23 protein-coding genes are annotated in these 25,846 nt (G+C 70.0%); 3 read left to right on the forward strand and 20 right to left on the reverse strand.

From position 1 onward, the window contains the following. Positions 1-40: 40 nt before the first annotated feature. The 5 genes from AB3X52_RS13705 to AB3X52_RS13725 form a co-directional block, all read right to left on the reverse strand. Positions 41-1,792, reverse strand: coding sequence for an ABC transporter substrate-binding protein (locus tag AB3X52_RS13705; RefSeq protein WP_367994648.1), 1,752 nt, complete (start codon positions 1,790-1,792; stop codon positions 41-43). A gap of 89 nt (positions 1,793-1,881) precedes the next feature. Further along, positions 1,882-2,904: an ABC transporter permease gene (locus tag AB3X52_RS13710; protein WP_367994649.1), complete on the reverse strand. Its 1,023-nt coding sequence runs from the start codon at positions 2,902-2,904 to the stop codon at positions 1,882-1,884. Between the two features lie 278 nt (positions 2,905-3,182). Beyond that, complete coding sequence (aspS, locus tag AB3X52_RS13715; protein WP_367994650.1) at positions 3,183-4,970, reverse strand: aspartate--tRNA ligase; 1,788 nt, start codon at positions 4,968-4,970, stop codon at positions 3,183-3,185. After that, entirely contained in the window at positions 4,967-6,355 is a 1,389-nt protein-coding gene (gene hisS / locus AB3X52_RS13720; protein WP_367994651.1) for a histidine--tRNA ligase, read from the reverse strand. Before hisS ends, aspS begins: the two co-directional genes overlap by 4 nt. Then, the gene (locus AB3X52_RS13725) at positions 6,352-7,035 is read right to left on the reverse strand and encodes an MBL fold metallo-hydrolase (protein ID WP_367994652.1); all 684 of its coding nucleotides are present in this window, start codon (positions 7,033-7,035) and stop codon (positions 6,352-6,354) included. Before AB3X52_RS13725 ends, hisS begins: the two co-directional genes overlap by 4 nt. A gap of 161 nt (positions 7,036-7,196) precedes the next feature. On the opposite strand from AB3X52_RS13725, the gene AB3X52_RS13730 reads away from it, so the two are divergent. Together AB3X52_RS13730 and AB3X52_RS13735 are read left to right on the forward strand one after the other, a co-directional pair. Next, a complete protein-coding gene (locus AB3X52_RS13730) occupies positions 7,197-8,432 on the forward strand; it encodes a DUF349 domain-containing protein (RefSeq protein WP_367994653.1) in 1,236 nt (411 codons plus the stop codon). Between the two features lie 221 nt (positions 8,433-8,653). Beyond that, complete coding sequence (locus tag AB3X52_RS13735; protein WP_367994654.1) at positions 8,654-9,571, forward strand: type IV toxin-antitoxin system AbiEi family antitoxin; 918 nt, start codon at positions 8,654-8,656, stop codon at positions 9,569-9,571. A 128-nt stretch (positions 9,572-9,699) separates the two neighbouring features. On the opposite strand, the gene AB3X52_RS13740 is transcribed toward AB3X52_RS13735, so the two are convergent. The 9 genes from AB3X52_RS13740 to AB3X52_RS13780 form a co-directional block, all read right to left on the reverse strand. Beyond that, complete coding sequence (locus AB3X52_RS13740) at positions 9,700-11,931, reverse strand: RelA/SpoT family protein (RefSeq protein ID WP_367994671.1); 2,232 nt, start codon at positions 11,929-11,931, stop codon at positions 9,700-9,702. Positions 11,932-12,089: 158 nt separating this feature from the next. Continuing rightward, positions 12,090-12,647 carry an adenine phosphoribosyltransferase gene (locus AB3X52_RS13745; protein ID WP_367994655.1) on the reverse strand — a complete coding sequence of 186 codons (558 nt, stop codon included), beginning with the start codon at positions 12,645-12,647 and terminating at the stop codon, positions 12,090-12,092. Then, the gene (gene secF, locus AB3X52_RS13750) at positions 12,644-13,906 is read right to left on the reverse strand and encodes a protein translocase subunit SecF (protein ID WP_367994656.1); all 1,263 of its coding nucleotides are present in this window, start codon (positions 13,904-13,906) and stop codon (positions 12,644-12,646) included. Before secF ends, AB3X52_RS13745 begins: the two co-directional genes overlap by 4 nt. After that, positions 13,906-15,633, reverse strand: a complete 1,728-nt coding sequence (gene secD, locus AB3X52_RS13755) for a protein translocase subunit SecD (protein ID WP_367994657.1) — start codon at positions 15,631-15,633, stop codon at positions 13,906-13,908. Before secD ends, secF begins: the two co-directional genes overlap by 1 nt. Before the next feature lie 2 nt (positions 15,634-15,635). Next, the gene (yajC, locus tag AB3X52_RS13760) at positions 15,636-16,019 is read right to left on the reverse strand and encodes a preprotein translocase subunit YajC (RefSeq protein ID WP_367994658.1); all 384 of its coding nucleotides are present in this window, start codon (positions 16,017-16,019) and stop codon (positions 15,636-15,638) included. Between the two features lie 165 nt (positions 16,020-16,184). Continuing rightward, the gene (ruvB, locus tag AB3X52_RS13765; protein WP_367994659.1) at positions 16,185-17,276 is read right to left on the reverse strand and encodes a Holliday junction branch migration DNA helicase RuvB; all 1,092 of its coding nucleotides are present in this window, start codon (positions 17,274-17,276) and stop codon (positions 16,185-16,187) included. Between the two features lie 5 nt (positions 17,277-17,281). Continuing rightward, the gene (gene ruvA, locus AB3X52_RS13770) at positions 17,282-17,878 is read right to left on the reverse strand and encodes a Holliday junction branch migration protein RuvA (RefSeq protein WP_367994660.1); all 597 of its coding nucleotides are present in this window, start codon (positions 17,876-17,878) and stop codon (positions 17,282-17,284) included. Continuing rightward, positions 17,875-18,426, reverse strand: coding sequence for a crossover junction endodeoxyribonuclease RuvC (gene ruvC, locus AB3X52_RS13775; protein WP_367994661.1), 552 nt, complete (start codon positions 18,424-18,426; stop codon positions 17,875-17,877). Before ruvC ends, ruvA begins: the two co-directional genes overlap by 4 nt. A 167-nt stretch (positions 18,427-18,593) precedes the next feature. After that, positions 18,594-19,364 (reverse strand): YebC/PmpR family DNA-binding transcriptional regulator, encoded by a 771-nt coding sequence (locus AB3X52_RS13780; protein WP_367994672.1) that lies wholly within the window; start codon positions 19,362-19,364, stop codon positions 18,594-18,596. Between the two features lie 128 nt (positions 19,365-19,492). On the opposite strand from AB3X52_RS13780, the gene AB3X52_RS13785 reads away from it, so the two are divergent. Then, positions 19,493-21,922, forward strand: coding sequence for an HAD-IC family P-type ATPase (locus tag AB3X52_RS13785; protein WP_367994662.1), 2,430 nt, complete (start codon positions 19,493-19,495; stop codon positions 21,920-21,922). Positions 21,923-21,933: 11 nt separating this feature from the next. On the opposite strand, the gene pdxT is transcribed toward AB3X52_RS13785, so the two are convergent. From pdxT to AB3X52_RS13815, 6 genes are read right to left on the reverse strand one after another with little or no spacing between them, the layout of a single operon-like run. After that, positions 21,934-22,515 carry a pyridoxal 5'-phosphate synthase glutaminase subunit PdxT gene (gene pdxT / locus AB3X52_RS13790; RefSeq protein ID WP_367994663.1) on the reverse strand — a complete coding sequence of 194 codons (582 nt, stop codon included), beginning with the start codon at positions 22,513-22,515 and terminating at the stop codon, positions 21,934-21,936. Positions 22,516-22,560: 45 nt separating this feature from the next. Beyond that, positions 22,561-23,097, reverse strand: coding sequence for a hypothetical protein (locus tag AB3X52_RS13795; protein WP_367994664.1), 537 nt, complete (start codon positions 23,095-23,097; stop codon positions 22,561-22,563). Beyond that, positions 23,094-23,765, reverse strand: coding sequence for a hypothetical protein (locus tag AB3X52_RS13800; protein WP_367994665.1), 672 nt, complete (start codon positions 23,763-23,765; stop codon positions 23,094-23,096). The genes AB3X52_RS13795 and AB3X52_RS13800 overlap by 4 nt, the downstream gene beginning before the upstream one ends. Continuing rightward, entirely contained in the window at positions 23,762-24,421 is a 660-nt protein-coding gene (locus AB3X52_RS13805; protein ID WP_367994666.1) for a hypothetical protein, read from the reverse strand. The genes AB3X52_RS13800 and AB3X52_RS13805 overlap by 4 nt, the downstream gene beginning before the upstream one ends. After that, positions 24,418-25,056 carry a signal peptidase I gene (locus AB3X52_RS13810; protein ID WP_367994667.1) on the reverse strand — a complete coding sequence of 213 codons (639 nt, stop codon included), beginning with the start codon at positions 25,054-25,056 and terminating at the stop codon, positions 24,418-24,420. Before AB3X52_RS13810 ends, AB3X52_RS13805 begins: the two co-directional genes overlap by 4 nt. A gap of 5 nt (positions 25,057-25,061) precedes the next feature. Continuing rightward, a complete protein-coding gene (locus tag AB3X52_RS13815) occupies positions 25,062-25,601 on the reverse strand; it encodes an alternate-type signal peptide domain-containing protein (RefSeq protein WP_367994673.1) in 540 nt (179 codons plus the stop codon). Positions 25,602-25,846 lie beyond the last annotated feature (245 nt).

Here is a 25,846-nt window from a genome sequence, read left to right on the forward strand (position 1 = left end):
GACGGCCGGAGCCGTCCGTGACCGAGTCAACGGCCAGGCGTCACTGGACACCGATCGGACCGAGGTCCGGGTACATGCTCGAGGCAGCGTCGGTCATGTAGCCGGTGACCTTCGAGCCGCGGAGCAGGTAGAACTTCTGGATCTCGAGCGGGATGTAGGCGACGTCCTTGCCGAGCTGGATGTCGGCCTGCTGCAGCGCCTTGGTCTGCGCGTCGAGCGAGGACGCCGTCTGCGCCTGCGTGATGAACTTGTTGAACGCGTCGCTCTGATAGCGCCCGTAGTCCTGGCCGTTGGTGTTCTTGCGCAGGTTCGGACGGCTGTCGAACAGCGGCGCCGTCACCGTGATCGCCGACGGCCAGTCGGCACCCCACCCGGCCCAGATGATGTCGGCCTTCTGGTCCGGCTGCTGGATGTTGGTGTAGTAGGTGCTCGAGTTGGCCACACCGTCGAGCGTGACGTTGAAGCCGGCCTGCTTCCAGGTGTCCTTCAGCACGGCGGCCTGCTTGTCTGCGGTCGGCGTGCTCGGGTAGGTGAACGACAGGTTGATCGGCGTCTTGACGCCGGCCTTCTGCAGGATCTGCTTCGCCGCGTCGACGTCACCGCTCGAGGGACGCTTGAACGCCGGGTTCGACTGGTAGCCCTTCACGGTCGGGCTCACGATCGAGTCCGCCGGGTCGTAGGACTTGGAGCCACCACCTGCGTCGATCCAGCCCTGGTCGTTGGTCGCGGCGGCGAGCGCCTGCCGGACGGCAAGGTTCTTCACCCGCGCGAAGTTGAGCACCAGGTAGTCGGTGAACGGCGACTGCACGTTGACCGCGCGGTCGGCGACAGAGCCGGTGATCTGGGTGTAGTACGCCGGCGGGATGGACCGGTCGGTCACGGCCGTCTGCGCCGCACCGTTGTCGGCGATCAGCTGGTCGGCGATCTGCTCACCGGTCTTGCCGATGTCGTAGACGATCTTGTCCGGGTTCGCCTCGCGGATCTCCGGGTTGTCCGTCTTCGGGTCGTAGTTCGGGTTGCGGACCAGCGTGTAGCCCCGGTTGTGGTCGAGCTTGCCCTGGACCATGTAGGGCCCGTTGGAGAAGATCTGGAAGTTGGACTTGTCGCCCTGGTCCTTGTCCTTGCGGTAGGGGTCCATCATCCCCAGCGAGGCCACGGCGAGCGGGAAGTCCGGCCACGGCTGCTTGAAGTGATAGGTGATGGTCTGGCCCTGGCAGGTGATCGCCTTGTTGAAGGAGGCCACGTCGTTGTTCTTGGTGGTGTACGGGCCCTTGTACGTCGGCAGCCCGTCGCTCCCGAGGGGAATGTCGAGGTAGCTCAGCAGGTAGTTGGGGCCACCGGTGATCACGTCGGTCGCAAAGACCCGCGAGGCGCCGTACTTGAAGTCCTCACAGGTGATCGGCTTGCCGTCCTGCCACTTCACGCCGCTCTTGACCGTGAACTTCCAGACCTTGCCGCCCTGCGACGAGTGACCGGTGTCGGTCGCGAGGTCGGCGACCGGCGTGGTCGCCTTCGTCGTGTCCGTCGAGGCCGGGAAGGAGACCAGGCGGCGGTAGACCGTCCTGTCGAGGTTCGTCAACTCACGGCCCAGGTAGACCCGCTGGGGGTCGGTGTGCTCGAGAGCGTCGCGGATGTAGTAGGTCAGGGTGCCACCCTTGGTCGCCTTCGCGGTGGTGTTCGAGTTGCCGTTGCTGCCACTCGAACCGCTACCGCCACCGCACCCCGCGAGCACGACGGACGCGCTCGCCAGCGCAGCAACGGCCGCGAAGGCCTTCTTTCGATTGCTGGCCATTACCTCTCCTCATTGTGTGACGCGCCAGAACTGGCGGCACGGTCGGCAGCACAGTGCGGCCGAAGTCTTGCTGTTGTCGTGAGCGGTGCTCAGCGATCTCCCTTGGGGTCGAGCGCGTCGCGCAGTCCGTCACCGAGCAGGTTGAAGCTGAGCACCACGATCGCGATCAGCAGGGCCGGGAACAGGAAGAAGAAGAAGTCACCGGTCGAGTAGTTGATCGAGTCGGTCAGCACGTTGCCCAGCGTCGGCGTCGGCGGCGGGATGCCGACTCCGAGGAAGCTCAGGGCCGCCTCGGCCGAGATGTAGAGCGGCATCACCAGGGTGAACTGGACCAGCACCGGCGCCCACAGGTTGGGCAGGATCTCCTTGAAGTAGATCCGGCCGTTCGAGGCGCCGAGGACGCGGGCCGCGTCGATGAACTCACGTTCGCGGATGGTCAGCACCTGGCCGCGGATGAGACGGGCCATGCCCGGCCAGCCGAAGAGGCCGAGGACGAGGATCACGTAGACCGCGTTGGGCAGCGCTGCGGCCTGGTTGCCGGGCAGCGCCTTCGCGAAGAGCGCCACTCCGGTCGACGAGAGCGCCAGCAGCATCAGCGTCTGCGGGAACGAGAGCGTGAGGTCAACCAGTCGGCTGATGAGCGTGTCGACCACCCCGCGGCTGAAGCCGGCGATGATGCCCAGCACCGTCCCGACAACCATGGCGACCAACGTCGCCGAGATCGCGATCATCAGCGAGAAGGTGATGCCGTACCACAGCCGCGACAGCACGTCGCGGCCGGCGCCCGGCTCGACGCCGAGCGGGTGGTGGAGACTGATCCCCCAGTGGCTCTTCGGGATGCCGCCGAGCGCGGGGTCGAGGAGGCTCTGGTGCGGACCGTAGGGATCGAGCACCCCGAACTTCACCAGGAACGGCGCGAGGATCGCGCCGACGACGTAGATCACGACGATGGTGAAGGAGACCATCGACAGCTTGTCACGACGGAAGCGCGCCATCGCGAGCCGGGTGGGCGAGCGGCCGACCACCTTCGCGGCGGCGTCGGCCTCGAGCTCACGCTCAGGTGGCAGCTGCGCTTCCTGATCGATGGCGGATCCAGGGCTGACGAAGGACATCGGTGCCTTTCCAACGACTCGTCTGGGCGGCTCGGGATCACCCAGGACGTGCGGGAGTCTATGCCAGCAGAGCCGCTCGACCAGCCGTCTGCTGGTAACGATCTGGTCTCAACCGGTTGCCGAGTTGTTTCGCCAGAACCGCGCTCAGGCGCAATCTCTTGCGCCAGGACGGGGCCGGGACCGAGTTCCTTGCGGGCGGCGCAGGCCTTGTCAACAACGACGCCCCCGACCCGGCGAAGGCCGGATCGGGGGCGTCGAGAGGCGGCGCGAGGAGGAGCTCAGACGGCGGCGTCGTCCTCCGGGACGGCGTCCACACCGGCCTCCTTGCGCTGCTCGGGCGTGATCGGCGCAGGGGCCTCGGTCAGCGGGTCGAACCCCGCGCCGGACTTCGGGAAGGCGATGACCTCCCGGATCGAGTCCGTCTTGGTCAGGTGCTGCAGCACCCGGTCCATGCCCAGCGCGATGCCGCCGTGCGGCGGGGCGCCGTACTTGAAGGCGTCGAGCAGGAAGCCGAACTTTTCCTGCGCCTGCTCGTCGGTGATGCCCATGACGTTGAAGACACGCTTCTGGACGTCCTCACGGTGGATACGGATCGAGCCGCCGCCGAGCTCGGAGCCGTTGCAGACGATGTCGTAGGCGTAGGCGAGGGCCGAGCCCGGGTCCGTGTCGAAGGTGTCCTCGAATTCCGGCTTGGGCCCGGTGAAGGCGTGGTGCACCGCGGTCCAGGCGCCGCTGCCGACAGCAACGTCGCCGGAGGCGACCGCGTCGGAGGCCGGCTCGAACATCGGGGCGTCGACGACCCAGGTGAAGGCGAAGGTGTCGGGGTCCAGCAGGTCGAGACGGCGGCCGATCTCCAGGCGCGCGGCGCCGAGCAGCGCCCGGCTGGGCTTGGTCGCGCCGGCGGCGAAGAAGGCGCAGTCCCCCGGCTCGGCGCCGACCTGGGCGGCCAGGCCGGCCTGCTCGGCCTCCGAGAGGTTCTTGGCCACCGGGCCGCCCAGGGTTCCGTCCTCGTTGAAGAGGACGTACGCCAGGCCCTTGGCGCCGCGCTGCTTGGCCCACTCCTGCCAGCCGTCGAGCACCTTGCGGGGCTGGCTCGCACCGCCGGGCATGACCACGGCGCCGACGTACTCGGCCTGGAAGACCCGGAAGGGGGTGTCCTTGAAGTAGTCGGTGCACTCGATCAGCTCGAGGCCGAAGCGCAGGTCGGGCTTGTCGGAGCCGTACTTCGCCATCGCGTCGGCGTAGGTCATCCGCGGGATCGGGCGCGGGATCTCGACGCCGATGGTCGCCCACATCGCGGAGAGGACGTCCTCCATCATCTCGATGACGTCGTCCTGGTCGACGAAGCTCATCTCGATGTCGAGCTGGGTGAACTCCGGCTGCCGGTCGGCGCGGAAGTCCTCGTCGCGGTAGCAGCGGGCGATCTGGAAGTACCTCTCCACGCCGCCGACCATGAGCAGCTGCTTGAACAGCTGCGGGGACTGCGGCAGGGCGTACCAGCTGCCCGGGTGCAGGCGGGCGGGCACGAGGAAGTCGCGGGCGCCCTCAGGGGTCGACCGGGTCAGCGTCGGGGTCTCGACCTCGACGAATCCGCGCTGGTGGAGGACGTCGCGCAGCGCCTTGTAGACCTGGGATCGCAGCCGGATCGCGGCGGCCGGGCCGGAGCGGCGCAGGTCGAGGTAGCGGTACTTCAGCCGCACCTCCTCCCCCACCTCGCCCTGGGAGTGGGACGCAGCCTCGTCGATCTGGAAGGGCAGCGGCGCGGCGGCGTTGAGCACCTCGAGGTCTTTGACCCGGACCTCGATCTCGCCGGTGGCGAGGTTGGGGTTGACGTTGGCCTCGGAGCGCGCGACGACCTCGCCGGTCACCTTGACGACGTACTCGTTGCGCAGGCTGTGGGCCAACTCCTCGTCGCGGATGACGATCTGGACCACGCCGCTGGCCTCGCGCAGGTCGATGAAGGCCACGCCACCGTGATCGCGCCGCCGCGCCACCCACCCGGCGAGTCGGACTGTTTCGCCGATGTTGGCCTTGCCCAACGAGCCGGCGTCATGGGTGCGGATCACTGGTGCTGCTCGCTTTCGTTGAGGATCACCTGCGGGCGCAGGTCTTCCGGGGGAGGCTGCCAGGTGGCTGCGTCGGCGGCGACCTGGTTTCCGGTGCGGATGTCCTTGACCTCGTCGCTCGCCCCTGGATCAGACGCAGAGGCGGCGAACCAGACGTACGGGATCCCGCGCCGCTCGGCGAAGCGGATCTGCTTGCCGAACTTGGCGGGAGTGGGCGCGACCTCGCAGGCGATGTCGCGGTCGCGCAGCGCCGTGGCCGTGGCGTCGGCGGCGGGCCGGGACTCCTCGTCGTTGAGCGCGACCAGGACGACGGAGGGCACCTGACGGTCCGCGGACAGGAGCCCGCGCTGCGCCAGCGGCACCAGGACGCGGCTGACGCCGAGCGAGATGCCGACGCCGGGGTACGTCGTACGGCCGTCGGAGGCGAGCGCGTCGTATCGACCGCCGGAGCAGATCGAGCCGAGGGACTCGTAGCCGTCCAGGCGGGTCTCGAAGACGGTGCCCGTGTAGTAGTCGAGGCCGCGGGCGATCGACAGGTCAGCGACGACGCGGACCTTGTTCGCCCCGGAGTCGGACGCTGTGAGCGGGGCGCAGGCACGGACCAGGGTCGCGAGCTCCTCGAGGCCCTCGTCGAGCAGGTCGCTGGTCACGCCGAGGTCGCGGACGCGCTGGACGAACGAGTCGTCACCGGTCCGGATCGTGGCGAGCGCCAGGCACTGGGCGGCCTGCTCGTCGCTCAGTCCCGCCTCGGCGACCAGCAGCTTGCGGACCTCGGCGACCGGCAGCTTGTCGAGCTTGTCGATCAGGCGCATCACCTCATCGACAGCTGCGCCCTCGGCGACCCCGAGCCCGAGGTAGAAGCCCTGGATCAGCTTGCGGTTGTTGACCTGGAGGGTGAAGCCGGGCAGGAACGCCAGCTTTCGCAGCGCGTCGAGCATCACCTTGGCGACCTCGACGTCGTGGTGGAACGGCAGCGTGTCGCGGCCCACGATGTCGATGTCGGCCTGGGTGAACTGCCGGTAGCGGCCCTCCTGGGGCCGCTCCCCGCGCCAGACCGGCTGGATCTGGTAGCGACGGAACGGGAACTCAAGCTTGCCGGCGTTCTCCAGCACATAGCGGGCGAACGGCACCGTCAGGTCGAAGTGAAGGCCGAGGCCCTTGTCGCGCTCGGAGTCCTCCTCCTGCAGACGGCGCAGGACGTAGACCTCCTTGGAGGTGTCACCCTTGCGCAGCAGCTGCTCCATCGGCTCGACGGCGCGCGTCTCGATGTTGGCGAAGCCGTGCAACTCGAAGGTGCGGGCGAGGGTGGCGACGACCTGCTGCTCGACGAAGCGCTCGGCCGGGAGGAACTCGGGGAACCCGCTCAGCGGGGTCGGTCTGCTCATGTGGGGATCAGGTCCTGAAGGAACGGGTTGGTCGCGCGTTCGCGACCGATGGACGTCTGTTCGCCGTGGCCGGGGAGCACCACGATGTCGTCGGCGAGAGGCAGCACCTTGGTCGTCAGGCTGCGCAGCATCGTGGCGTGGTCACCGCCCGGGAGGTCCGTGCGCCCGATCGAGCCCGCGAAGAGAAGGTCACCGGAGAACATGACCTCGCTGACCTCGGCCTGGTCGGGATAGGGAGTCCGGAACGTGACCGACCCCTCGGTATGGCCCGGTGTGTGGTCGACGACGAACCGCATCCCCGCGAGCTCGAGCGCCTGGGCGTCGGACAGCTCGCGCACGTCGTCCGGCTCGGCCCACTGGTAGTCGCCACCCAAGAGCATCTGCGTCGTCTCGGCCGACATGCCGGCCAACGGGTCGCTCAGGAGGTGGCGGTCACGCGGATGGATCCAGGCGGTCGCGTCGTACGCCCCGGCGACCGGGGCCACGCACCACATGTGGTCGACGTGACCGTGGGTCACGAGGACCGCCACCGGCTTGAGCCGGTGCTCGCGCACGACGTCGGCCACGCCCACGGCGGAGTCCTTGCCCGGGTCGATCACGACGCACTCGCTGCCGGGGCCGGTGGCCGCGACATAGCAGTTCGTGCCCCACGGACCCGCGGGGAAGCCGGCGATCAACACGGGCTCACCCTATCGAGACGGTCGGGGCTCCGTCGCATCGCGCCCTCTGACTACGATGGGCACCCCGAAGGCGTTCGGTCCTGGTCACGCGCCCAGGCCGCGCCCTCCGTGCCATGCCGGCCGAAAGCCGGGCGAACGATTTCCGACGATAGGGAACATCTGTGACCAGCGAGCAGTGGGGCCGGGTCGACGACAACGGCACCGTCTACGTCAAGACGGCCGACGGTGAGCGCGAGGTCGGGCAGTATCCCGAGGGTACCCCCGAGGAGGCGCTGGCCTTCTTCACCAACCGCTACGACCAGCTCGCCTTCGAGGTCGAGCAGCTGGAGCGTCGGGTCCACACCGGCAAGACCTCGCCCGACGAGGCGACCGAGGCAGTGAAGACGGTCCGCGGCAAGGTGACCGACGCCAACGCCGTTGGCGACCTCGCCGCGCTCGGCGCCCGGCTCGACGCGCTCACGCCGGTGATCGCGACCCAGCGCGAGGCCCGTCGCGTCGAGCGCGCCGCACGCTCCGCCGAGGCACGCGCGCAGAAGGAGGCCCTCGTCACCGAGGCCGAGCAGCTCGCCCAGGGCAACGACTGGCGCAACGGCGCCAACCGGCTGCGCGACCTGCTGGAGCAGTGGAAGGCGCTCCCCCGCATCGACCGCGCCAGCGATGACGCCCTATGGCGCCGGTTCTCGACGGCGCGCACGGCCTACACCCGCCGGCGCAAGTCGCACTTCGCCGAGCTCAACGAGAAGCGCGACGCCGCCCGGGTCGTCAAGGAGCGGCTGGTCGTCGAGGCCGAGGAGCTCGCCACCTCGACCGACTGGGGTGCCACCGCCGGCCGCTACCGCGACCTCATGCGTCAGTGGAAGGCCGCCGGGCCGGCCCCGAAGGACGTCGACGACGCGCTCTGGAAGCGGTTCCGCGGCGCGCAGGACACCTTCTTCGGAGCGCGCGACGCGGCCAACGCGGCCCTCGACGCGGAGTTCGCGGAGAACGCCGTGGTCAAGGAGGGGCTGCTCGCCGAGGCGCAGGCCCTGCTCCCCCAGCTCGAGTCGGGCGACCTCGACGGTGTGAAGCGTGCGTTCCGCGGCATCGCCGAGCGCTGGGACGAGGCCGGCAAGGTCCCGCGCGACCGGATCAAGGAACTGGAGTCCGGCATCCGCCGTGTCGAGCAGGCCATCAAGGCCGCCGAGGACGAGCAGTGGCGCCGGTCCGACCCGGAGAAGTCCGCGCGCGCCGACGACATGATCAACAAGCTGGAGGCCGCCATCGCCCAGGTGGAGTCCGACCTACAGAAGGCCCGCACCGCCGGCGACGCCCGCAGGATCGCCTCCCTCGAGGAGAACCTCGAGTCGCGCCGGCAGTTCCTCGAGATGGCCAAGCGCGCCTCCGCCGACTTCTCCTGACCGGTCGAGATGCGGGTTGTGACCGGTCGAGATGTCGGTTGTGACCGGTCGAGATGTCGTTTGTGACCGGTCGAGATGTCGTTTGTCGCCTGTCGGGACGGTGATTCAGGCCGGTCCGTTCGGGCCACTTCCCATCCACAGGTACGTCGCGAACGGGCTGTTTCCACAACCGGTCAGTAGCTTCGCTCGCTGACGCCGCGCGCTGGCGAACGCTGGCCGCCATGAGCACCCCACTGCCAGACGGACCGTTCACCCTCGCCGATCTACCCGAGCTCGGCCTGACCCGCCCGCACCTGAGACGCCTCCTCGCGTGCGGCGCCGTCCGGCGCATCCTGCGCGGCGTCTACGTCGCCTCGACCTTGGAAGACACCTTCGAGTTGAGGGTCGCCGCCGCCAGCCGCGCGGCCGCCGCGGGTCACGTGATCGTCGACCGAACGGCGGCCTGGGTCCACGGCCTTGAGACGTATTCGACGTCCGAGCGCGAGGTGGGTCCAGCGGTCGAGACCTGTTGTCTCCGCGGGAAGTCGCCGACCAGACGAAGCGACGTCGCCAGCGGCAGCCGCGATCTCAGCGCGGACGACGTCATGGTCGTCAACGGCGTCCGCGTCACGACGCCGCTGCGGACCGCGCTCGACCTCGGCTGCCACCTGCGGCGACGCGAGGCCTTCGCGGCCCTCTGCCAGTTCGCGCGTCACCACGGCATCACCGCGTCCGTGCTGGCGCCGGGAGTACGCCGCTTCGCCCGACGGCGCGGCGTGGTGCAGCTCCGCGAGCTCGCCGTACTCGTGGATCCGCGCTTCGAGTCACCGCGCGAGGCGTGGACCTTCCTGGCCATCCACGACGCACGGCTGCCCCACCCGACACCACAGGTGTGGATCGACGTCGACGGGGTGCCGACGTACCGCCTCGACCTCGCCTATCCGGCTCTCAGGATCTGCGTCGAGTACGACGGCTGGGACTTCCACGATCGGGATGAGGACCAGGTCGCGCGGGATCGGGCGCGGCGGAAGTGGCTCCGCGACCACGGCTGGATCGTCATCGTCATCAAGCTCGGCGACTTCACCGGTGACTGCCTCGAGCGTTGGATCGGCGAGCTCCGCGAGGCGCTGCGCACGGCGTACACCACCCGCCGCTGGTGACGGGAACCGCCGTCTCGACCGGTCGCAACCGCCGTCTCAACCGGTCACAACCGACATCTCAACCGGTCACAACCGACATCTCGACCGCCCACAACCGACATCTCGCGCGGTCAGAAGCGCCGAATCGGCTACTGGGTGACGCGGTAGGCGTCGAAGACGCCCGGAACGCCGCGGACGGACTTGAGCACGGTGTCGAGGTGCTTGCCGTCGGCCATCTCGAAGGTGAAGCGGCTCTTGGCGACACGGTCGCGAGTGGTCTGCAGCTGCGCGGAGAGGATGTTCACGTGGGAGTCCGAGATCGCCATGGTGATGTCGGAGAGCAGCCGGGCGCGGTCGAGCGCCTCGACCTGGATGTTGACCAGGAAGGTCGAGTTGGCCGTCGGGCCCCACTCGACCTCGAGAAGCTTCTCCGGCTGGTTCTTGAGCGCGGCGGCGTTGGTGCAGTCCTGCCGGTGGACCGAGACGCCCCCGCCCTTGGTCACGAAGCCGAGGATCGGGTCACCGGGGACCGGCGTACAGCACTTGGCGAGCTTGACCCACACGTCCGGGGCGCCCTTGACGATCACGCCGGCGTCCGAGCCGGAGGTCGACATCTTGGAGCGGCCGCGACGCCCGGTGATGGTCACCGCCTCGGCGAGGTCCTCCGCCGCACCCTCGTTGCCGCCGTGCTCTTCGATCACCCGGCGTACGACGGCCTGCGGGCTGAGGTTCCCCTCGCCGACCGCGGCGTAGAGCGCGGTGACGTCCGCGATGTTGAAGTGCCGAGCCGCCAGCATCAGCGAGTCGTGGGACATGAGCCGCTTGAGCGGCAGTCCCTCCTTGCGCATGAGCTTGGCAATCTGCTCCTGGCCCTTCTCGATCGCCTCGTCGCGCCGCTCCTTGGTGAACCACTGGCGGATCTTCGCGCGGGCGCGGTTGGACTTCACGAAGGTCAGCCAGTCCTGCGAGGGTCCGGCGGTCGGCGACTTGGAGGTGAAGACCTCCACCACGTCTCCGCTCTCGAGCGTCGACTCCAGCGGCACGAGACGGCCGTTGACGCGCGCACCGATCGTCTTGTGACCGACCTCGGTGTGGACGGCGTAGGCGAAGTCGACGGGCGTCGCCCCCTGCGGCAGCGCGATGACGTCCCCGCGGGGCGTGAAGACGTAGACCTCGGTGCGGTTCATCTCGAACCGCAGCGACTCGAGGAACTCGCCCGGGTCCTCGACCTCGGACTGCCAGTCCATGAGCTGCTTGACCCAGCTCATGTCGTCCTTCGCCAGCCGGTCGGTGTCGAGCCCGGCGCGGCCGTCCTCCTTGTACTTCCAGTGCGCCGCGACGCCGTACTCCGCCCGGCGGTGCATCGCGAAGGTGCGGATCTGCATCTCCACGGGCTTGCCCTGCGGCCCGATCACCGTCGTGTGGAGCGACTGGTACATGTTGAACTTCGGCATCGCGACGTAGTCCTTGAACCGACCGAGGACGGGATTCCAACGCGAATGGAGCACGCCGAGCACGGAGTAGCAGTCGCGGTCCTCCGCGACCAGGATGCGAATGCCGACCAGGTCGTAGATGTCGGAGAACTCCTTCCCTCCGACGATCATCTTCTGGTAGATCGAGTAGTAATGCTTCGGCCGCCCGGTGACGGTCGCCTTGATCTTCGCGTCGCGCAGGTCGTTCTCGACCTGGCTGATGACGTCGGCGAGGAACGTGTCGCGCGACGGCGCGCGCTCGGCGACCAGCCGGACGATCTCGTCGTAGATCTTGGGGTGCAGCGTCGCGAACGCGAGGTCCTCGAGCTCCCACTTGATGGTGTTCATGCCCAGCCGGTGGGCCAGCGGCGCGTAGATGTCGAGCGTCTCGCGCGCGCTCCGCTCCTGGCTCTTCTGCGGGACGTAGCGCAGCGTGCGCATGTTGTGGAGCCGGTCGGCGAGCTTGATGACCAGGACGCGGATGTCCTTGGACATCGCCACGATCATCTTCCGGATCGTCTCGGCCTGGGCCGAGTCGCCGTAGACGACCTTGTCGAGCTTGGTCACGCCGTCGACGAGCAGCGCGACCTCCTCGCCGAAATCGCGAGTCAGCTCGTCCAAGGTGTACGGCGTGTCCTCGACCGTGTCGTGGAGGAGCGCGGCGACCAGCGTCGGCTCGGTCATGCCGAGCTCGGCGAGGATCGTCGTCACCGCGAGCGGATGCGTGATGTAGGGATCGCCGCTCTTGCGCATCTGCGTGCCGTGCAGACGCTCGGCCTTCTTGTAGGCGCGCTCCAGCAGGGCGAGATCGGCCTTGGGGTGGTTGGCGCGGACCGCACGGAAGAGCGGTTCCAACATGGGGTTGCCGCTCTGGCTGCGCGAACCCATCCGCGCGAGCCGGGCACGCATGCTGCGCCCCGAGGGCGCCGCCGGCCCCGACTCGCGGACCTGGGCAACCCGCGCACGGGGCGCTGCGACGCTGCGGTCGTCTGCCATGAGCCGAGTCTAGTAGGCCACGGCCAGCGCGTGAGGCCGACTCTGCCCAAGACGCGTCGTCGAGGCGTCCCTCAGACGGTCAGGAGCGAGGTGATCTCGACCCCGCTCACGGCGGCCCGTCCGCCGAGCGCGGCGAGCTCCATGAGCACGGACACGCCGGCGACGACCCCGCCACATCGGCTCACGAGCTGGCGGGTCGCCTCGAGGGTGCCGCCGGTGGCCAGCACGTCATCGACGAGAAGGACGCGCTCCCCCGGCGCGACTGCGTCGCGGTGGACCTCGAGGGTGGCCTCGCCGTACTCCAAGGCGTAGGAGACCGCGAAGGTCTCCCGGGGCAGCTTGCCGGCCTTGCGGACCGGGACGAAGCCGACGCCGAGCGCCAGCGCGACCGGAGCGCCCAGGATGAAGCCGCGCGACTCCATCCCGAGCACCTTGGTCACCGCCGTCGCGCCGGTCTCATCGCGGCCGGGTGCGGCGAGCGCGTCGACGACCTGGGTGAAACCGTCGTGGTCGGCCAGCAGCGGCGTGATGTCCTTGAAGAGCACCCCCGGTTGCGGGAAGTCGGGGACGTCGGCGACGAGCCGGGCGAGCAGCTCATCGAGGACCGGCGACGTCACGTCGGCGGTCACTTCCCACGCTTCGATCGAGACTTGCGGCTGGGCTGGGGCCGGCCCGACGCCCCACTCTCGCGGACGGGGCGGTGCTGGGTCGGAGCGGTGCGGCCTCGGCCCATCGCGTCGGTGCGCGGGTGGGAGCCGGTGCGGCTGCCGGCCGGCTCGGAGTCATCGACGGCAGCGGTCTCCGCCTCCTCGCTCGCACCTGCCTCGGCGAGCTCGGCGGGCTCGTCCTCGACCGCCATGTTGTCGGTGAACACCGGCACGTCGGCGTACTTGTCCGCCTGCTTGAGCCGGGCGCGGGCCCGGCGCTCGGCGTCGATGACCTCCTTCTCGCCGGACTTGAGGTGCACCAGCAGCGGGGTCGCGATGAAGATCGAGGAGTACGTCCCGGCCGCCATGCCGATGAACAGCGCGAGCGCGATGTCCTTCAGCGTGCTGGCGCCCAGCTGCACGGTGCTGACGTAGAGGATCGCGAGCACCGGGAGCAGGGCGACGATCGAGGTGTTGACCGAGCGGACCAGGGTCTGGTTGAGCGCGAGGTTGGCCGCCTCGGCGTAGCTTCGCCGCGTGGCGCGCAGGTTCTTGGTGTTCTCCCGGACCTTGTCGAACACGACCACCGTGTCGTAGAGCGAGAAGCCGAGGATCGTCAGGAAGCCGGTGACCGTCGCCGGCGTCACCTCGAACCCGCTCAAGGCGTAGACACCGACGGTGATGATGACGTCGTGGGCCAGCGACACCACGGCCGCCACGGACATCTTCCACTGCCGGAAGTAGGCCCAGATGAAGAGGACGACCAGGATCAGGAAGACCACGAGCCCGGTCGCGGCCTTCGTCGCGACCTGCTTGCCCCAGCTGGCACCGACCCCGACACGGCTGATGTCGTTGGCCTTGACGTGGGCCGTCGTGGTGATCGCGTCGGTGACCTTCGCGTCGTCGGTCGAGGCCTCATCGATCGTCTTGGTCTCGATGACGACCGAGTGGTCGCCGGCGGTCATGACGGTCGGCGTCTCGGCCTCCGGCACGCCCGTCGAGCCGACCGCGTCGCGCAGCTGGTCGGCCAGAGACTGCGTCGCCTGACCCGAGACGGTCACGGTGTAGCGCGTGCCGCCTTTGAAGTCGATGCCGAGGTTCATCCCCTTCACCGTCAGACCGAGGACGGCGACCAGGACGATGACGGCGGAGATGGCGTACCACAGCCACCTACGGCCGACGAAGTTGATCGACCTGCGGCCCGAGTAGAGGTCGCCGCCGAAGCGGGTGAGCTTGCTCATCAGGCCTTGCCTCCCATGGCGACGCCCCCGATCCCGAGAGCCTCCTTGTCGAGCCCGGACAGCGTGTGGCCGCGGTTGAAGAACCGCACACCGGAGAGGAGCTTGACCGTCGGGTGGGTGAAGAAGAAGAAGATGATCAGGTCGATGACCGTCGAGAGGCCCAGCATGAACGCGAAGCCCTTCACCTCGTTGCTGGCGAAGATGTAGAGCGTCAGCGCCGCCAGGAACGAGACCGCGTCGGCCGCCAGGCAGGTGTTCCGCGCCCGGATCCAGCCGGCGTCGACCGCGACGCGCATCGACTTGCCGTCGCGCATCTCGTCACGGATGCGCTCGAAGTAGACGATGAACGAGTCCGCGGTGATGCCGACGGCCACGATGAGGCCCGCGATGCCGGGCAGGTCGAGGGTGACGCCGGCGGTCTTGCTGAGCAGCAGCACCATGCCGTACGTCGCCAGGCCCGCCACGAGCAGGGAGCCGACGACCACGATGCCGAGGCCGCGGTAGTAGATGAGGCAGAAGATCATCACCAAGAGCAGGCCGATGGCCCCGGCCCACAGTCCGGCATGGAGCTGGTTGCCGGCGAGCGAGGGACCGACGTTGCGGGTCTGGATGCTGTCCTGGGGGAAGTCGAGCGGCAGCGAGCCGTACTTCAGGTTGTTGGCCAGCGACTTGGCGGTCTCCTGGTCGAAGCTGCCGGTGATCTGGGCACTGCCGTTGATCCGGCTGTCCGCGGTCGCCGCGGAGATGACCGAGCCGTCGAGCGTGATGGCGAACAGCTCACCCGTGCCGGCGATGGCACCGGTGGCGTCCGCGAACGCGGAGCGGCCCTTGCCGTGGAAGTCGAGGGTGACCGCGTAGTTGGCGCCGACGGCGTTCTGCGGGATGCCGTAGTCGGCGTCGCTGATCTGGGACCCTTCGATGATCGCCGGAGTGAGGAGGTACTTCTCGTGGGTCTGGGCGTCACAGGTCAGGAGCGGCTTCGACGGGTCGTCCACGACCTGCTTGCTGCCCGTGGTCGGGCAGCTGAAGCTGGCGTACTTCGTCTGCCATGCCTGCGGGACGCTGCGCATGAACTTCACCGCGGAGTCGACCGAGACGACGGCGTTGTCACTGCTGCTGCCAGACGTCGTCGAGGGGCTGGCCGAGGCGGAGGCGGAGGGGCTGGACGACGCGCTGCTCGACGCGTTCGCCGTGGCCGACGGCTTGCTCGAGGGGCTCGGCGAGCCGCTCGCGCCCGACTTGTCGTCGAACGCGACCGGGGCACGGTTGGCGCCGTTGGACGCCGCACCGCTCGGGAGCGACTGGCTCAGACCGGACGTGCTCGACGCCGCCGCGCCCCCACACCCGGCGTTCGGTGAGCATGCCACCAACCGGAACCGCAGCTTGGCGGTCTGGCGCACGCGCTCGGCGAGCTCACGCTGCACGGCCCCCGAGCCCGGGATGCTGACCTTGATGACGTTGCCGCCCTCGGTCGTGACGTGCGCGGAGGTGATGCCGCTCCCGTTGACCCGCTGGTCGATGATGTCGCGGGCCTCGTTGAGACTGTCACGGCTCACGGAGCCACCGTCCGTGGCCTTGGCGGTCATCGCGATCTCGGTCCCGCCACGCAGGTCGAGCCCGAGCTCGGGCTTCCACGACCCGCCGGCGGCCACCAGCGCGTAGATGATCGCAAGGGCCAGGAAGAACACCGCCAGGGTGCGTCCGGGCCGCGCGGTCTTGCGTGCCATGTCTACTCGTTCTCTTCCCGCTGGGTCACCGGCTGGGCCTCCGCCTCGGCGGCGCCGGTCACGTCGGTCGCGTCGGTGGTGTCGGCGGTCTTCTCGAGGCTCACCGACTCCTCGGGCTCCTCGGTCTCCAGGGGAGCCTTGGGCAGCACCTGGCCGATCGCCGCGCGGACCACCTTGACGGTGACGCCCTCGGCGATGGTGACCAGGATGTGGTCGTCGGTGACGTCGGCCACCGTGGCGAGGATGCCGGAGGTCAGCATGACCTCGTCACCGGCCGCCAGGGTCGACTGCATCTCGCGGACCTGACGCTGCTTCTTCTGTTGAGGCCGAATCAGCAGGAACCAGAACGCGACGATGATGACGAGGAAGGGGAGCAGCGTGGCCACGGGGAACGAATCTCCAACCAAAGATGGGGAACGGGGCCGGGGGTCCGACCGACGGGCAAGTGTAACCAGGGCAACAGACGCCTTCACGAATCGCACGCTCGCGCGCCGGTCACGCCCTGGTCACGGTCTCCTCGCGCGCAGCCGCCGACGGCGTACGCCGGGACGTCACTCGTCGAAGAGCGCCTCGTCCCCGAAGGCCGCGCCGGGCGGTGCGCTCAGCCCGAGATGGCTCCAGGCGGCCGCGGTCGCGACCCGGCCCCGCGGCGTACGGGCCAGGAAGCCGTTGCGGACCAGGAAGGGCTCGGCGACCTCCTCGACCGTCTCCCGCTCCTCCCCCACCGCCACGGCGAGTGTCGAGATGCCGACGGGGCCGCCGCCGAAACGACGGCAGAGGACGTCGAGGACGGCGCGGTCGAGGCGGTCCAGGCCGAGCGGGTCGACCTCGTAGAGGTCGAGCGCTGCCTGGGCCACCGGGTGAGTGACGATCCCGTCCGCCTTCACCTGGGCGTAGTCGCGCACCCGGCGCAGCAGTCGGTTGGCGATCCGGGGCGTGCCGCGGGAGCGGGACGCGATCTCGGCGGCCCCCTCGTCGGTCAGCTCCACGCCGAGGAGGCCCGCGGAGCGGCGGACGATCAGGTCGAGCTCGTCGGGCTCGTAGAACTCGAGGTGGCCGGTGAAGCCGAAGCGGTCGCGCAGCGGGCCGGGCAGCAGACCGGCGCGGGTGGTCGCGCCGACCAGCGTGAAGGGCGGGATGTCGAGCGGGATCGCGGTCGCACCCGGCCCCTTGCCGATGACGACGTCGACCCGGAAGTCCTCCATCGCCATGTAGAGCATCTCCTCGGCAGGGCGCGACATCCGGTGGATCTCATCGACGAAGAGGACGTCGCCCTCGTTCATCCCCGAGAGGATGGCGGCCAGATCGCCGGCATGGGTGATCGCGGGGCCACTGGTCAGTCGCAGCGGCGACGACATCTCCGCCGCGATGATCATCGCGAGGGTGGTCTTCCCGAGCCCGGGAGGACCGGAGAGCAGCACGTGGTCGGGGGTCCGTCCCCGCTGCCGTGCGGCCTCGAGCACGAGCCCGAGCTGGGCACGCACCCGAGCCTGCCCGACCACCTCGTCGAGCGAGCGCGGGCGCAGCGCCGCTTCGACGGCGCGCTCGTCGCCCTCCGCCTCAGCGGCCGTGAGCGACGGCGTGGCCAGCGACTCGAAGTGCGCCTCCTCGGCCGCCTCGAGCTCGTCCTCGTGGAACGGCACGACGATCAGGCCTTCGACAGCGTGCGGAGAGCCGCACGCAACAGCGTCGAGATGTCGGGCGTGTCACCGGCCTGGTCGCTCACGGCCTCGACGGCCTTGTCCGCGTCCTTGGCGTTGTAGCCGAGTCCGACGAGCGCCTCCGCGACCTGGTCGCGCCACGGCGCGGCAGCGGGCGCGGTCGACGTAGCACGCCCGCCGGACGGCAGGCCGACCCGGTCCTTGAGCTCGAGGATGATCCGCTGGGCGCCCTTCTGGCCGATCCCGGGCACCTTGGTGAGGGTCTTGACGTCGTCCGCGGCGATCGCCTGCCGGATGCCGTCCGGGGAGAGCACGGCGAGCATCGCCTGCGCGAGCTTCGGGCCGACCCCGGAGGCGGTCTGGACGAGCTCGAAGAGGCTCTTCTCCTCCTCGTCGACGAAGCCGAACAGGGTGAGCGAGTCCTCCCGCACCACCATGCTGGTCGGCAGCGTCGCCTCCGCACCGCTGCGGAGGGTGGCAAGGGTGCCGGGAGTGCACTGCAGCTCGAGGCCCACTCCCCCCACCTCGAGCACGGCACTGGACAGGGTCACGGCGGCGACCCGCCCCCGCACGAACGCGATCATCGAACTGCCTTCCCAGCGGCCCGTCCCGGCCGCGTCTGCGCGGCCCGCGACAGGGCCGCATCGATCCGTGCCTGGGCGCTACCGCGCCAGATGTGGGTGATCGCGAGCGCGAGCGCGTCCGCGGCGTCGGCAGGCTTCGGCATGGCGGGGAGCCGCAGGATGCGGGTCACCATCGCACCGACCTGCGCCTTGTCGGCGCGTCCGTTGCCGGAGACGGCAGCCTTCACCTCGCTCGGCGTGTGGAGCGCGACCGGGAGCCCCCGACGGGCCGCGCAGACCATGGCGAGTCCGCTCGCCTGGGCCGTGCCCATGATGGTGCTGACATCGGAGCGGGCGAAGATCCGCTCGACGGCGACGGCGTCGGGACGGTAGTCGTCGAGCCAGGCGTCGATGCCCTTCTCGATCGTGACCAACCGCTCCGGGACCGGCACCTGCGAGGACGTGCGGAGCACGTTGACGTCGACGAGTGTGAGCGGCCGGCCGAGCTCACCGTCGACGACGCCCATCCCGCAACGGGTCAGGCCGGGATCGATCCCGAGCACCCTCACGACGCCACCGTCCCTCTCCTGGCTCTCGCCTGCCGTCGAACGCCTGTTCGCAGCGCCACGCTATCCGGTGCCTCCGACAGGCCGTCGTACGACACGCGGGCCCGGGACGACGCAGGGCCCGCCAGCACGTCGCTGTCGGGCCCTGCGTCGACTCCTGGACAGGCTGCTCAGGCGTCCTCGAGCTCGGCCATGACCTCGTCGGGCACGTCGACATTGGTGAAGACGTTCTGCACGTCGTCGAGGTCGTCGACCGCGTCGACGAGCTTGAAGACCTTGCCCGCGGCGGCCGCGTCGGCGACCGGGATGTCCATGCTGGCGACGAACTCCACGTCGGCGGAGTCGTAGTCGATGTCGGCCGCCTGCAGCGCCGTACGCACCGCGACGACGTCGCTCGCCTCGGACACGACCTGCCAAGCCTCACCGAGGTCGTTGACCTCCTCGGCGCCCGCGTCGAGGGTGGCCTCGAGGACGTCGTCCTCGGTGACCTCCTTGCCCTCCTGGCTCTTCTGCACCACGACGACGCCCTTGCGGTTGAAGAGCCGCGAGACCGAGCCGGGGTCGGCCATGGTTCCGCCGTTGCGCGTGACGGCGGTGCGGACCTCCATCGCGGCGCGGTTCTTGTTGTCGGTCAGGCACTCCACGAGGAGCGCAACACCCTGCGGTCCGTAGACCTCGTACATGATCGTCGTGTAGTCGACCGCGCCGCCGTCGAGCCCACCGCCGCGCTTGACGGCGCGGTCGATGTTGTCATTGGGGACGGACTGCTTCTTCGCCTTCTGGATGGCGTCGTAGAGCGTGGGGTTGCCGGCCGGGTCGGGGCCGCCCATCTTCGCCGCGATCTCGATGTTCTTGATGAGCTTCGCAAAGAGCTTGCCGCGCTTCGCGTCGATGACCGCCTTCTTGTGCTTGGTGGTCGCCCATTTCGAGTGGCCGCTCATCTCTTCCCCGTCCTGGTTGCTGCGCATCTGCGCGCGTGGCTGCGATCGGTCGTACGGATCGCCGCCCCGGCGATCCGCTGCATTCTACCGAGCACCCCAGGAACCGGGCGTGCCGCTACTGTCAGGACGTGGCCAGTGAGTCGCCGGAGCGCACGGACGCGACGGAGTCGCCGTCGCCGAGCCGACCTACGTCGACCTCCGGGCTGTCCACCGCGGAGGTGGCCCAGCGGGTGGCGGCGGGGCGCACCAACGCCTCGGACACCGGCACCAGCCGACCGCTGCTCCACATCGTGCGAGCCAACGTCCTCACCCCGTTCAACGGCCTGCTCGCCACCCTCTTCGTCGTCATCGCCGTCACCGGACGCTGGCAGAACGCCCTGTTCGGCCTGGTGGTGCTCGCCAACACCCTCATCGGCGTCGTGCAGGAGGTGCGCGCGAAGCGCACCCTCGACCGGCTCGCGATCCTCAACGCACCCCGCGCCCGGGTCGTCCGGGACGGCGCCCTCGGCGAGATCGCGGTCGAGGACGTCGTCGCCGACGACCTCGTCGTCATCCGGGCCGGTGACCAGATCCCGGCCGACGGCCTGCTCCTCGAGGCGACCGGGCTCGAGGTCGACGAGTCGCTGCTCACCGGAGAGTCGGACCCGGTCGCGAAGGCCGCAGGCGACGAGGTGCGGTCCGGGGCGATCGCCGTGGCCGGCGGCGGGCGGTTCCGTGCCGGCGCCGTCGGCGACGAGGCGTACGCCGCACGGCTCGCCACCGAGGCGCGGCGCTTCACCGTCACCCACTCCGAGCTCGTGGCGGCCACGAACCGGATCCTTCGCTGGATCTCGGTCATGATGCTCGTCGTCGGCCCGGTGCTGTTGTGGAGCCAGTTCCACAGCACCGACAACGAGACCTGGCAGGACGCGGTCACCGGCGCCGTCGCCGCGCTCGTCGGAATGGTTCCCGAAGGCCTTGTTCTCCTCACCAGCCTCGCCTTCATGCTCGGAACGCTCGCGCTGGCGCGCCGGCAGACGCTCGTCCAGGAGCTGCCCGCCGTCGAGGGTCTCGCGCGGGTCGACGTGGTCTGTCTCGACAAGACCGGCACGCTCACCCACGGAGACGTCGCGTTCGACCGGGTCGAGCCCCTCGGGGTCCCGGCGGCCGACATCGAACAGGCGCTGGCGCTGTTGGCCGCCCGCGACCCGAACGCCACAGCGGCCGCGATCGGTGCCGCGATGCCCGCTCCCACCTGGCGCGCCGCCGACGTGGTGCCGTTCTCCTCGGCCCGCAAGTGGTCGGCGGTCGTGACCGGCGGCCGGGTCACCTGGGTGCTCGGGGCGCCCGAGATGGTGTTGCCCGCACCCACGCCGGGCCCGCAGCAGCAGGCCCGCAGCGCCGCCGACGCCCTCGCCGAGCAGGGCGCGCGGGTGCTGCTCCTCGCCCGGTCCGACGCCGCGCCCGGCCGTGGCGCGGCCGACGGGGGCGCGCCGTCGCTGCCGTCGTACCTCCAACCGGCGGCGCTCGTCGTGCTCGCCGAACGGATCCGGCACGACGCGGCCGACACCATGCGCTACTTCACCGAGCAGGGCGTCGCGCTGAAGGTGATCTCGGGCGACAACCCGCGCACGGTCGGCGCCGTCGCGGCGGCAGTCGGCGTGCCCGGAGTCTCGGGCGCCGCCGACGCGGTCGATGCCCGCACCCTCCCGGAGGACCCCGAAGAGCTGGCCGCGGTCATCGGCGAGCACAGCGCCTTCGGGCGGGTCGCGCCCCACCAGAAGCGGGCGATCGTCACCGCGCTGCAGCGCCGCGGCCACGTCGTCGCGATGACCGGGGACGGCGTGAACGACGCGCTCGCGCTCAAGGACGCCGACATCGGCGTCGCCATGGGGAACGGGGCCCCGGCCACGCGCGCCGTGGCCCAACTGGTGCTGCTCGACGGCCGGTTCGCGCACCTGCCCGACGTGGTGGCCGAAGGGCGACGGGTGATCGCCAACATCGAGCGCGCCGCCTGCCTCTTCCTGGTCAAGAACGCCTACTCGCTGTTGCTCGCCGTCATCGCCGCCCTCACGTTGTCGGCCTATCCCCTCGCGCCCATCCAGCTCTCGCTGATCGCCAGCGTGACGATCGGGATCCCCGGCTTCTTCCTGGCGCTCGGGCCCAACCGGACCCGGTACGTCCCCGGCTTCCTGCGCCGCGTGCTCCGCTTCGCGGTGCCGGTCGGGATTGTGGTCGGGGCCTGCGCCTACACCGGATATCTCCTCGCGCGCCTTCTCGACGGCGGCGGCGTCGACGGAGGGCGTACGACGGCCATGCTGGTCGTCCTCGTCGTCGGACTGTGGGTCGTGCTGGTCCAGGCGCGGCCGCTGGCAGGCTGGAAACTGCTGCTCGTCGCCGCCCTGGCGCTCGTGGTCGCGATCATCGTGGTCGTGCCGCCGCTGCACCCGGTCTTCCTCATCGACCTCACCGCGTTGCGCCTGGTCATCGCCGTCGTCGTGGGCGCCGCCGGCGCGCTCCTCGTCGAGATCACGCACCGGGCCGCCGCCGCGCTCACCGCACCACGCCGCTCGGTGTGAACGGTCGCGGCCTACCGGGCGCGGACGAGGTCCACGAACAGCCCGTGCACCCGGTCGTCGCTCGCGACCTCGGGATGGAACGACGTGGCGAGCAGGCTCCCCTGGCGTACGGCGACCGGGTGCCCGGCCGCGGTGGCGAGCACCTCGACGCCCGGCCCGGTGTCCTCCACCCAGGGCGCCCGGATGAAGACGGCGTGGACGCTCTGCTCGAGGCCGGAGAGCGCGAGGTCGTCCTCGAAGGAGTCGACCTGGCGCCCGAACGCGTTGCGCCGCACGGTGATGTCGAGCCCGCCGATGGTCTCCTGCCCGGGCGCACCGTCGACGAGGCGGTCAGCGAGCAGGATCATGCCTGCGCAGGTGCCGAACGCCGGCATCCCGTCCTTGACCCGCTGCCGCAGCGGCTCGAGCAGCTCGAAGATGCGCGCCAGCTTGACCATCGTCGTGGACTCGCCACCCGGGATCACCAGCCCGTCACAAGCCTCGAGCTCCGACGGGCGCCGGACGGCGATCGGCTGGGCTCCCAGCCGGGAGAGCGCGGCGACGTGCTCGCGCACGTCGCCCTGGAGGGCGAGGACTCCGATCGTCAGGGACACGCGCGAAGCCTAGCCGGGAGGCTGCCGGCGGGCGCATCGGCCACGTCACACGCAGGTGTACGTCGCCAACGTCAGCGTCACGGTGAGGTTGAAGTTGGTGGACACAGTCGTGGCGCCATACCAACCCGTGCCCGGGAGATGGGCCCGGACGCGGACTTGGTACTGATAGCTGCCGAACAGCGTCAGCCCGAGCAGGTTGCCCAGAGTCGTGGTGTTGTACTGCACGGACTGCACGGCCCCGGCTGCCCCGGAGTGCGCCTGGAACGTGGTGGACCCGACCTGCGCGTTGGTGCTCCGGTTGTAGAACGAGATGGCGTACTCATAGGCAGACGCGGGTGGATTCACGCCCGAGGCGGGGCTCACACCGTTCCACCTCAGGGTCACCGTGGACGCGAGCAGGTTGTTGGCCGCCGCGCAGGGGCTCGAGGCCACCGTCGGCGACACGAGCGTGGCCGCGCCGACGGTGCCGCCCGTCACGGCCGAGGTGTCCGAGTACGCCGCGTACGTCCCGCCCACCCGCGAGAGCCCGAGCACCGTGGCGGCCACCGTCGTCACGGCCAGCATGCGGAGGCGGCGACTCATGACGTCACCTGCGTCGCCGTGAAGTCGAACCGGAGGGACCCTGACTGCCCCTGGTCGGCGTTGCTGGCGGTGGTGGCCATCGTGACGACGACGCAGAGCGACTCGGAAGCACCGGCAGCGAGGCGCCGCGACGGGATCACCGTCGTGCCACTCGTCCCGACCGCCACCGCCGCGGTGAGGGCGGTCCCGCCGCAGGTCTGCTGGATGGGGTAGGTCGTGTCGGACGTGTCGGGCGTGCCCGCATAGAAGCGCACGGTGATGTCCCCCGCGGCATATCCCCAGCTGGGAGACGTCCCCTGCGTCACGGTGGCGGCATAGGTGAAGTCGGCGTTCCCCACGTCCTTCACCGTGACCGGAAAGGCACGAGCCTCGGACGGTGTCAGTCCCGAGACCGCGATGTCGCTGGCGCTGTAGGCGGTCGCGAGCCCGACCGCGCCGTTTGGATTCGTGGTCTGCAGCTGCAGGTCCATCGTGCCGGCGGTGAGGGCGCCGCCGGTGACCGTCGAACTGTCGGTCCAGAACGCCCAGCTTCCGTTGGTGGTGAGCGCGACGACGGCGAGCGACGCGGCCGCGAGCCCGAGCGACGCGCGCACACGCCAGCGGGTGGCCCGACGTGTTGTTGCTCGGTGATCGGCGCGACCGGCGGCGTGGTGCATGCTGCGTCTCATGCCCGCACTCCGCGGAACCGCCGGGTCAGCTCGGTGCCGATGCCGACGGACAGCGCTCCGGCGGCGACGAGCCACCATTGCACCGGGTTGCCCGTGTCGGGGAGTCTGCCTCCGCCGTCATCGCCCGTGTCTGGCTGCGCCGCCGCGGCGCCCGCGGCCGGCGCCCCATCGAGGCGTACGACGACGTCGAAGTCGAGCCGCCGGCGCATGGTGTCGTTCCCGGCCGCCCAGGCGAGGGAGGCGCGCACCTCGACCCTCCGCACGGCACCGGACGCCAGCCGGCCCAGTGACACCCGCTCACCGGGGCGAGCATCGTGCCAGGACCCACCCTGGGCGCGGAACGCCAAGGAGACAGCGCCCGGCGTGAGCAGTCCGCCAGCGTCGCCGACGCGCATCGTGACGGCGAGCGCCGCATCGGTCGCTCCGCGGTTGCGGACCCACAACGCAGACGTCCGGCTCTCGCCGGGCACCCAGCGTAGGGCGGGGTTGAACAGGGGCGTAGGCAGATCGTTGCTCCAGGAGCGTCCGTCGGCGCTCAGGCCGACCGGATCCGCGGCGGCGCGCGCGGGCGGCGCAAGGGACGGAGCACCGAGCAGTGCTCCGGCAAGCACCCCGGCGACCGTTGCGCGACATAGCCAGGTCGACAGACCGATCACGGGGCTCCCTTCTGTCGTGTCGCGACCACGCGCTTCCGCGTCGAGCACCCGTCGCGCACCGCGCCGAGGAACATGACGACGGCGTAGCCGAGCAGCGCGCCGGCAGCGACGAGCCGACCGATGACTCGTTGCTCTCCGTTGAGATAGACGTTGAGCCTGCCGAGGTACGGCACCGAGTACCACTCCACACCCCGCACCTGGACCGCACGCACCGGCGCCGGGTCATTCGCCCCGTTGGCATCACCGCGGGTCGTGAACAGCCGCTCACCCTTCGTCGTCATCCCGAGCCCCACGACGCGATGCGTGGCGACCTCCGGCTGACCCGAGTGCAGTTGGAACGTGATGACGTCCCCGATCCTGATCCGGCCCGGGTCCGTCGGCTTGGCCACGACGAGGGTTCCCGGCGGCAGGCCAGGGCGCATCGAACCGGTCAGGATGGTGTACGCCGTCGCGCCGGTGAGCCTCGGGACCAGCACGGCCACGACAAGGACCGCCAGTGCGCCCAGGATCACCAGCCAGGCGATGACCTGGCCGAGCCAGCCGAGGCCGCCACGGACTGCTCGGCCGGCGCCGCGGCTCCCCCCAGGGACAGCGTCCACCTCATCCGCGACCGGTTGTTCGGTCGTCAGAGTCATGGCGCTCAGTTCGGGTTGTCCGCACCCTGTGCCTGGGTCAGCGTCACGGTGATCTCGTTGAGCGCCGCCGTGATGCCCTGGGTGTCGCTGGCGTTGACCGCGTCCGCATCGCCGTACGGGAACGTGACCACCAGATGAGCGGTGAGCGTCTGCCCGTCGCTGACCGCGAAGGTGCCACCGTCTGCGATCGTCGTACCACCGACGTCGTAGGTGCCGGAGGCGGTGAGGTTCATCGTCGTCGGGCTGCCGCCCGAGGTGGTGTAGGTGACGTCGGAAGGCGCGTCCACGGTCGCCGACAGGTGGTCCCCACTGCCGCTGACCGTGAACGTGCAGTCCTTGGTGACGGAGTCGCCGGGCACGATCGTGGTCACCGCGCTACCGGCGTCGTCGCCGGACGCATAGGTCCACCCTTCGTCGCAGGTGCCCTCGCTCAACGACAGGGACCCGGTGGTGACGTCACCACCGGACGCGGTGCCGTTGTCGGTCCAGAAAGCCAGGGAGCCGGCGCCACCCAGCAGCAGCACGGCAGCGCTCGCAGCGGCGATCGCACCCTACGTCGACTTCTTCACGTTCTTCCCCTTCGCCTGACGCCCGATGACCTCGACCGCCCCGATGACCAGTCCTCACTGGGGTACTGCCCCAGCAACGACTAGTTCACCCCAGAAGTCACGCCGGCAACAGACTTAAGGCGAAGAACAAGTCTCGGCGACCTGGGTCCTCAGACCGGGATCACCAACCGCGCTCAGCGAGCCGGTGCGGCTGAGGGATCTCGTCGACGTTGATGCCGACC

The sequence above is a fragment of the Nocardioides eburneus genome (assembly GCF_040838215.1).
Classification (GTDB): domain Bacteria; phylum Actinomycetota; class Actinomycetes; order Propionibacteriales; family Nocardioidaceae; genus Nocardioides; species Nocardioides eburneus.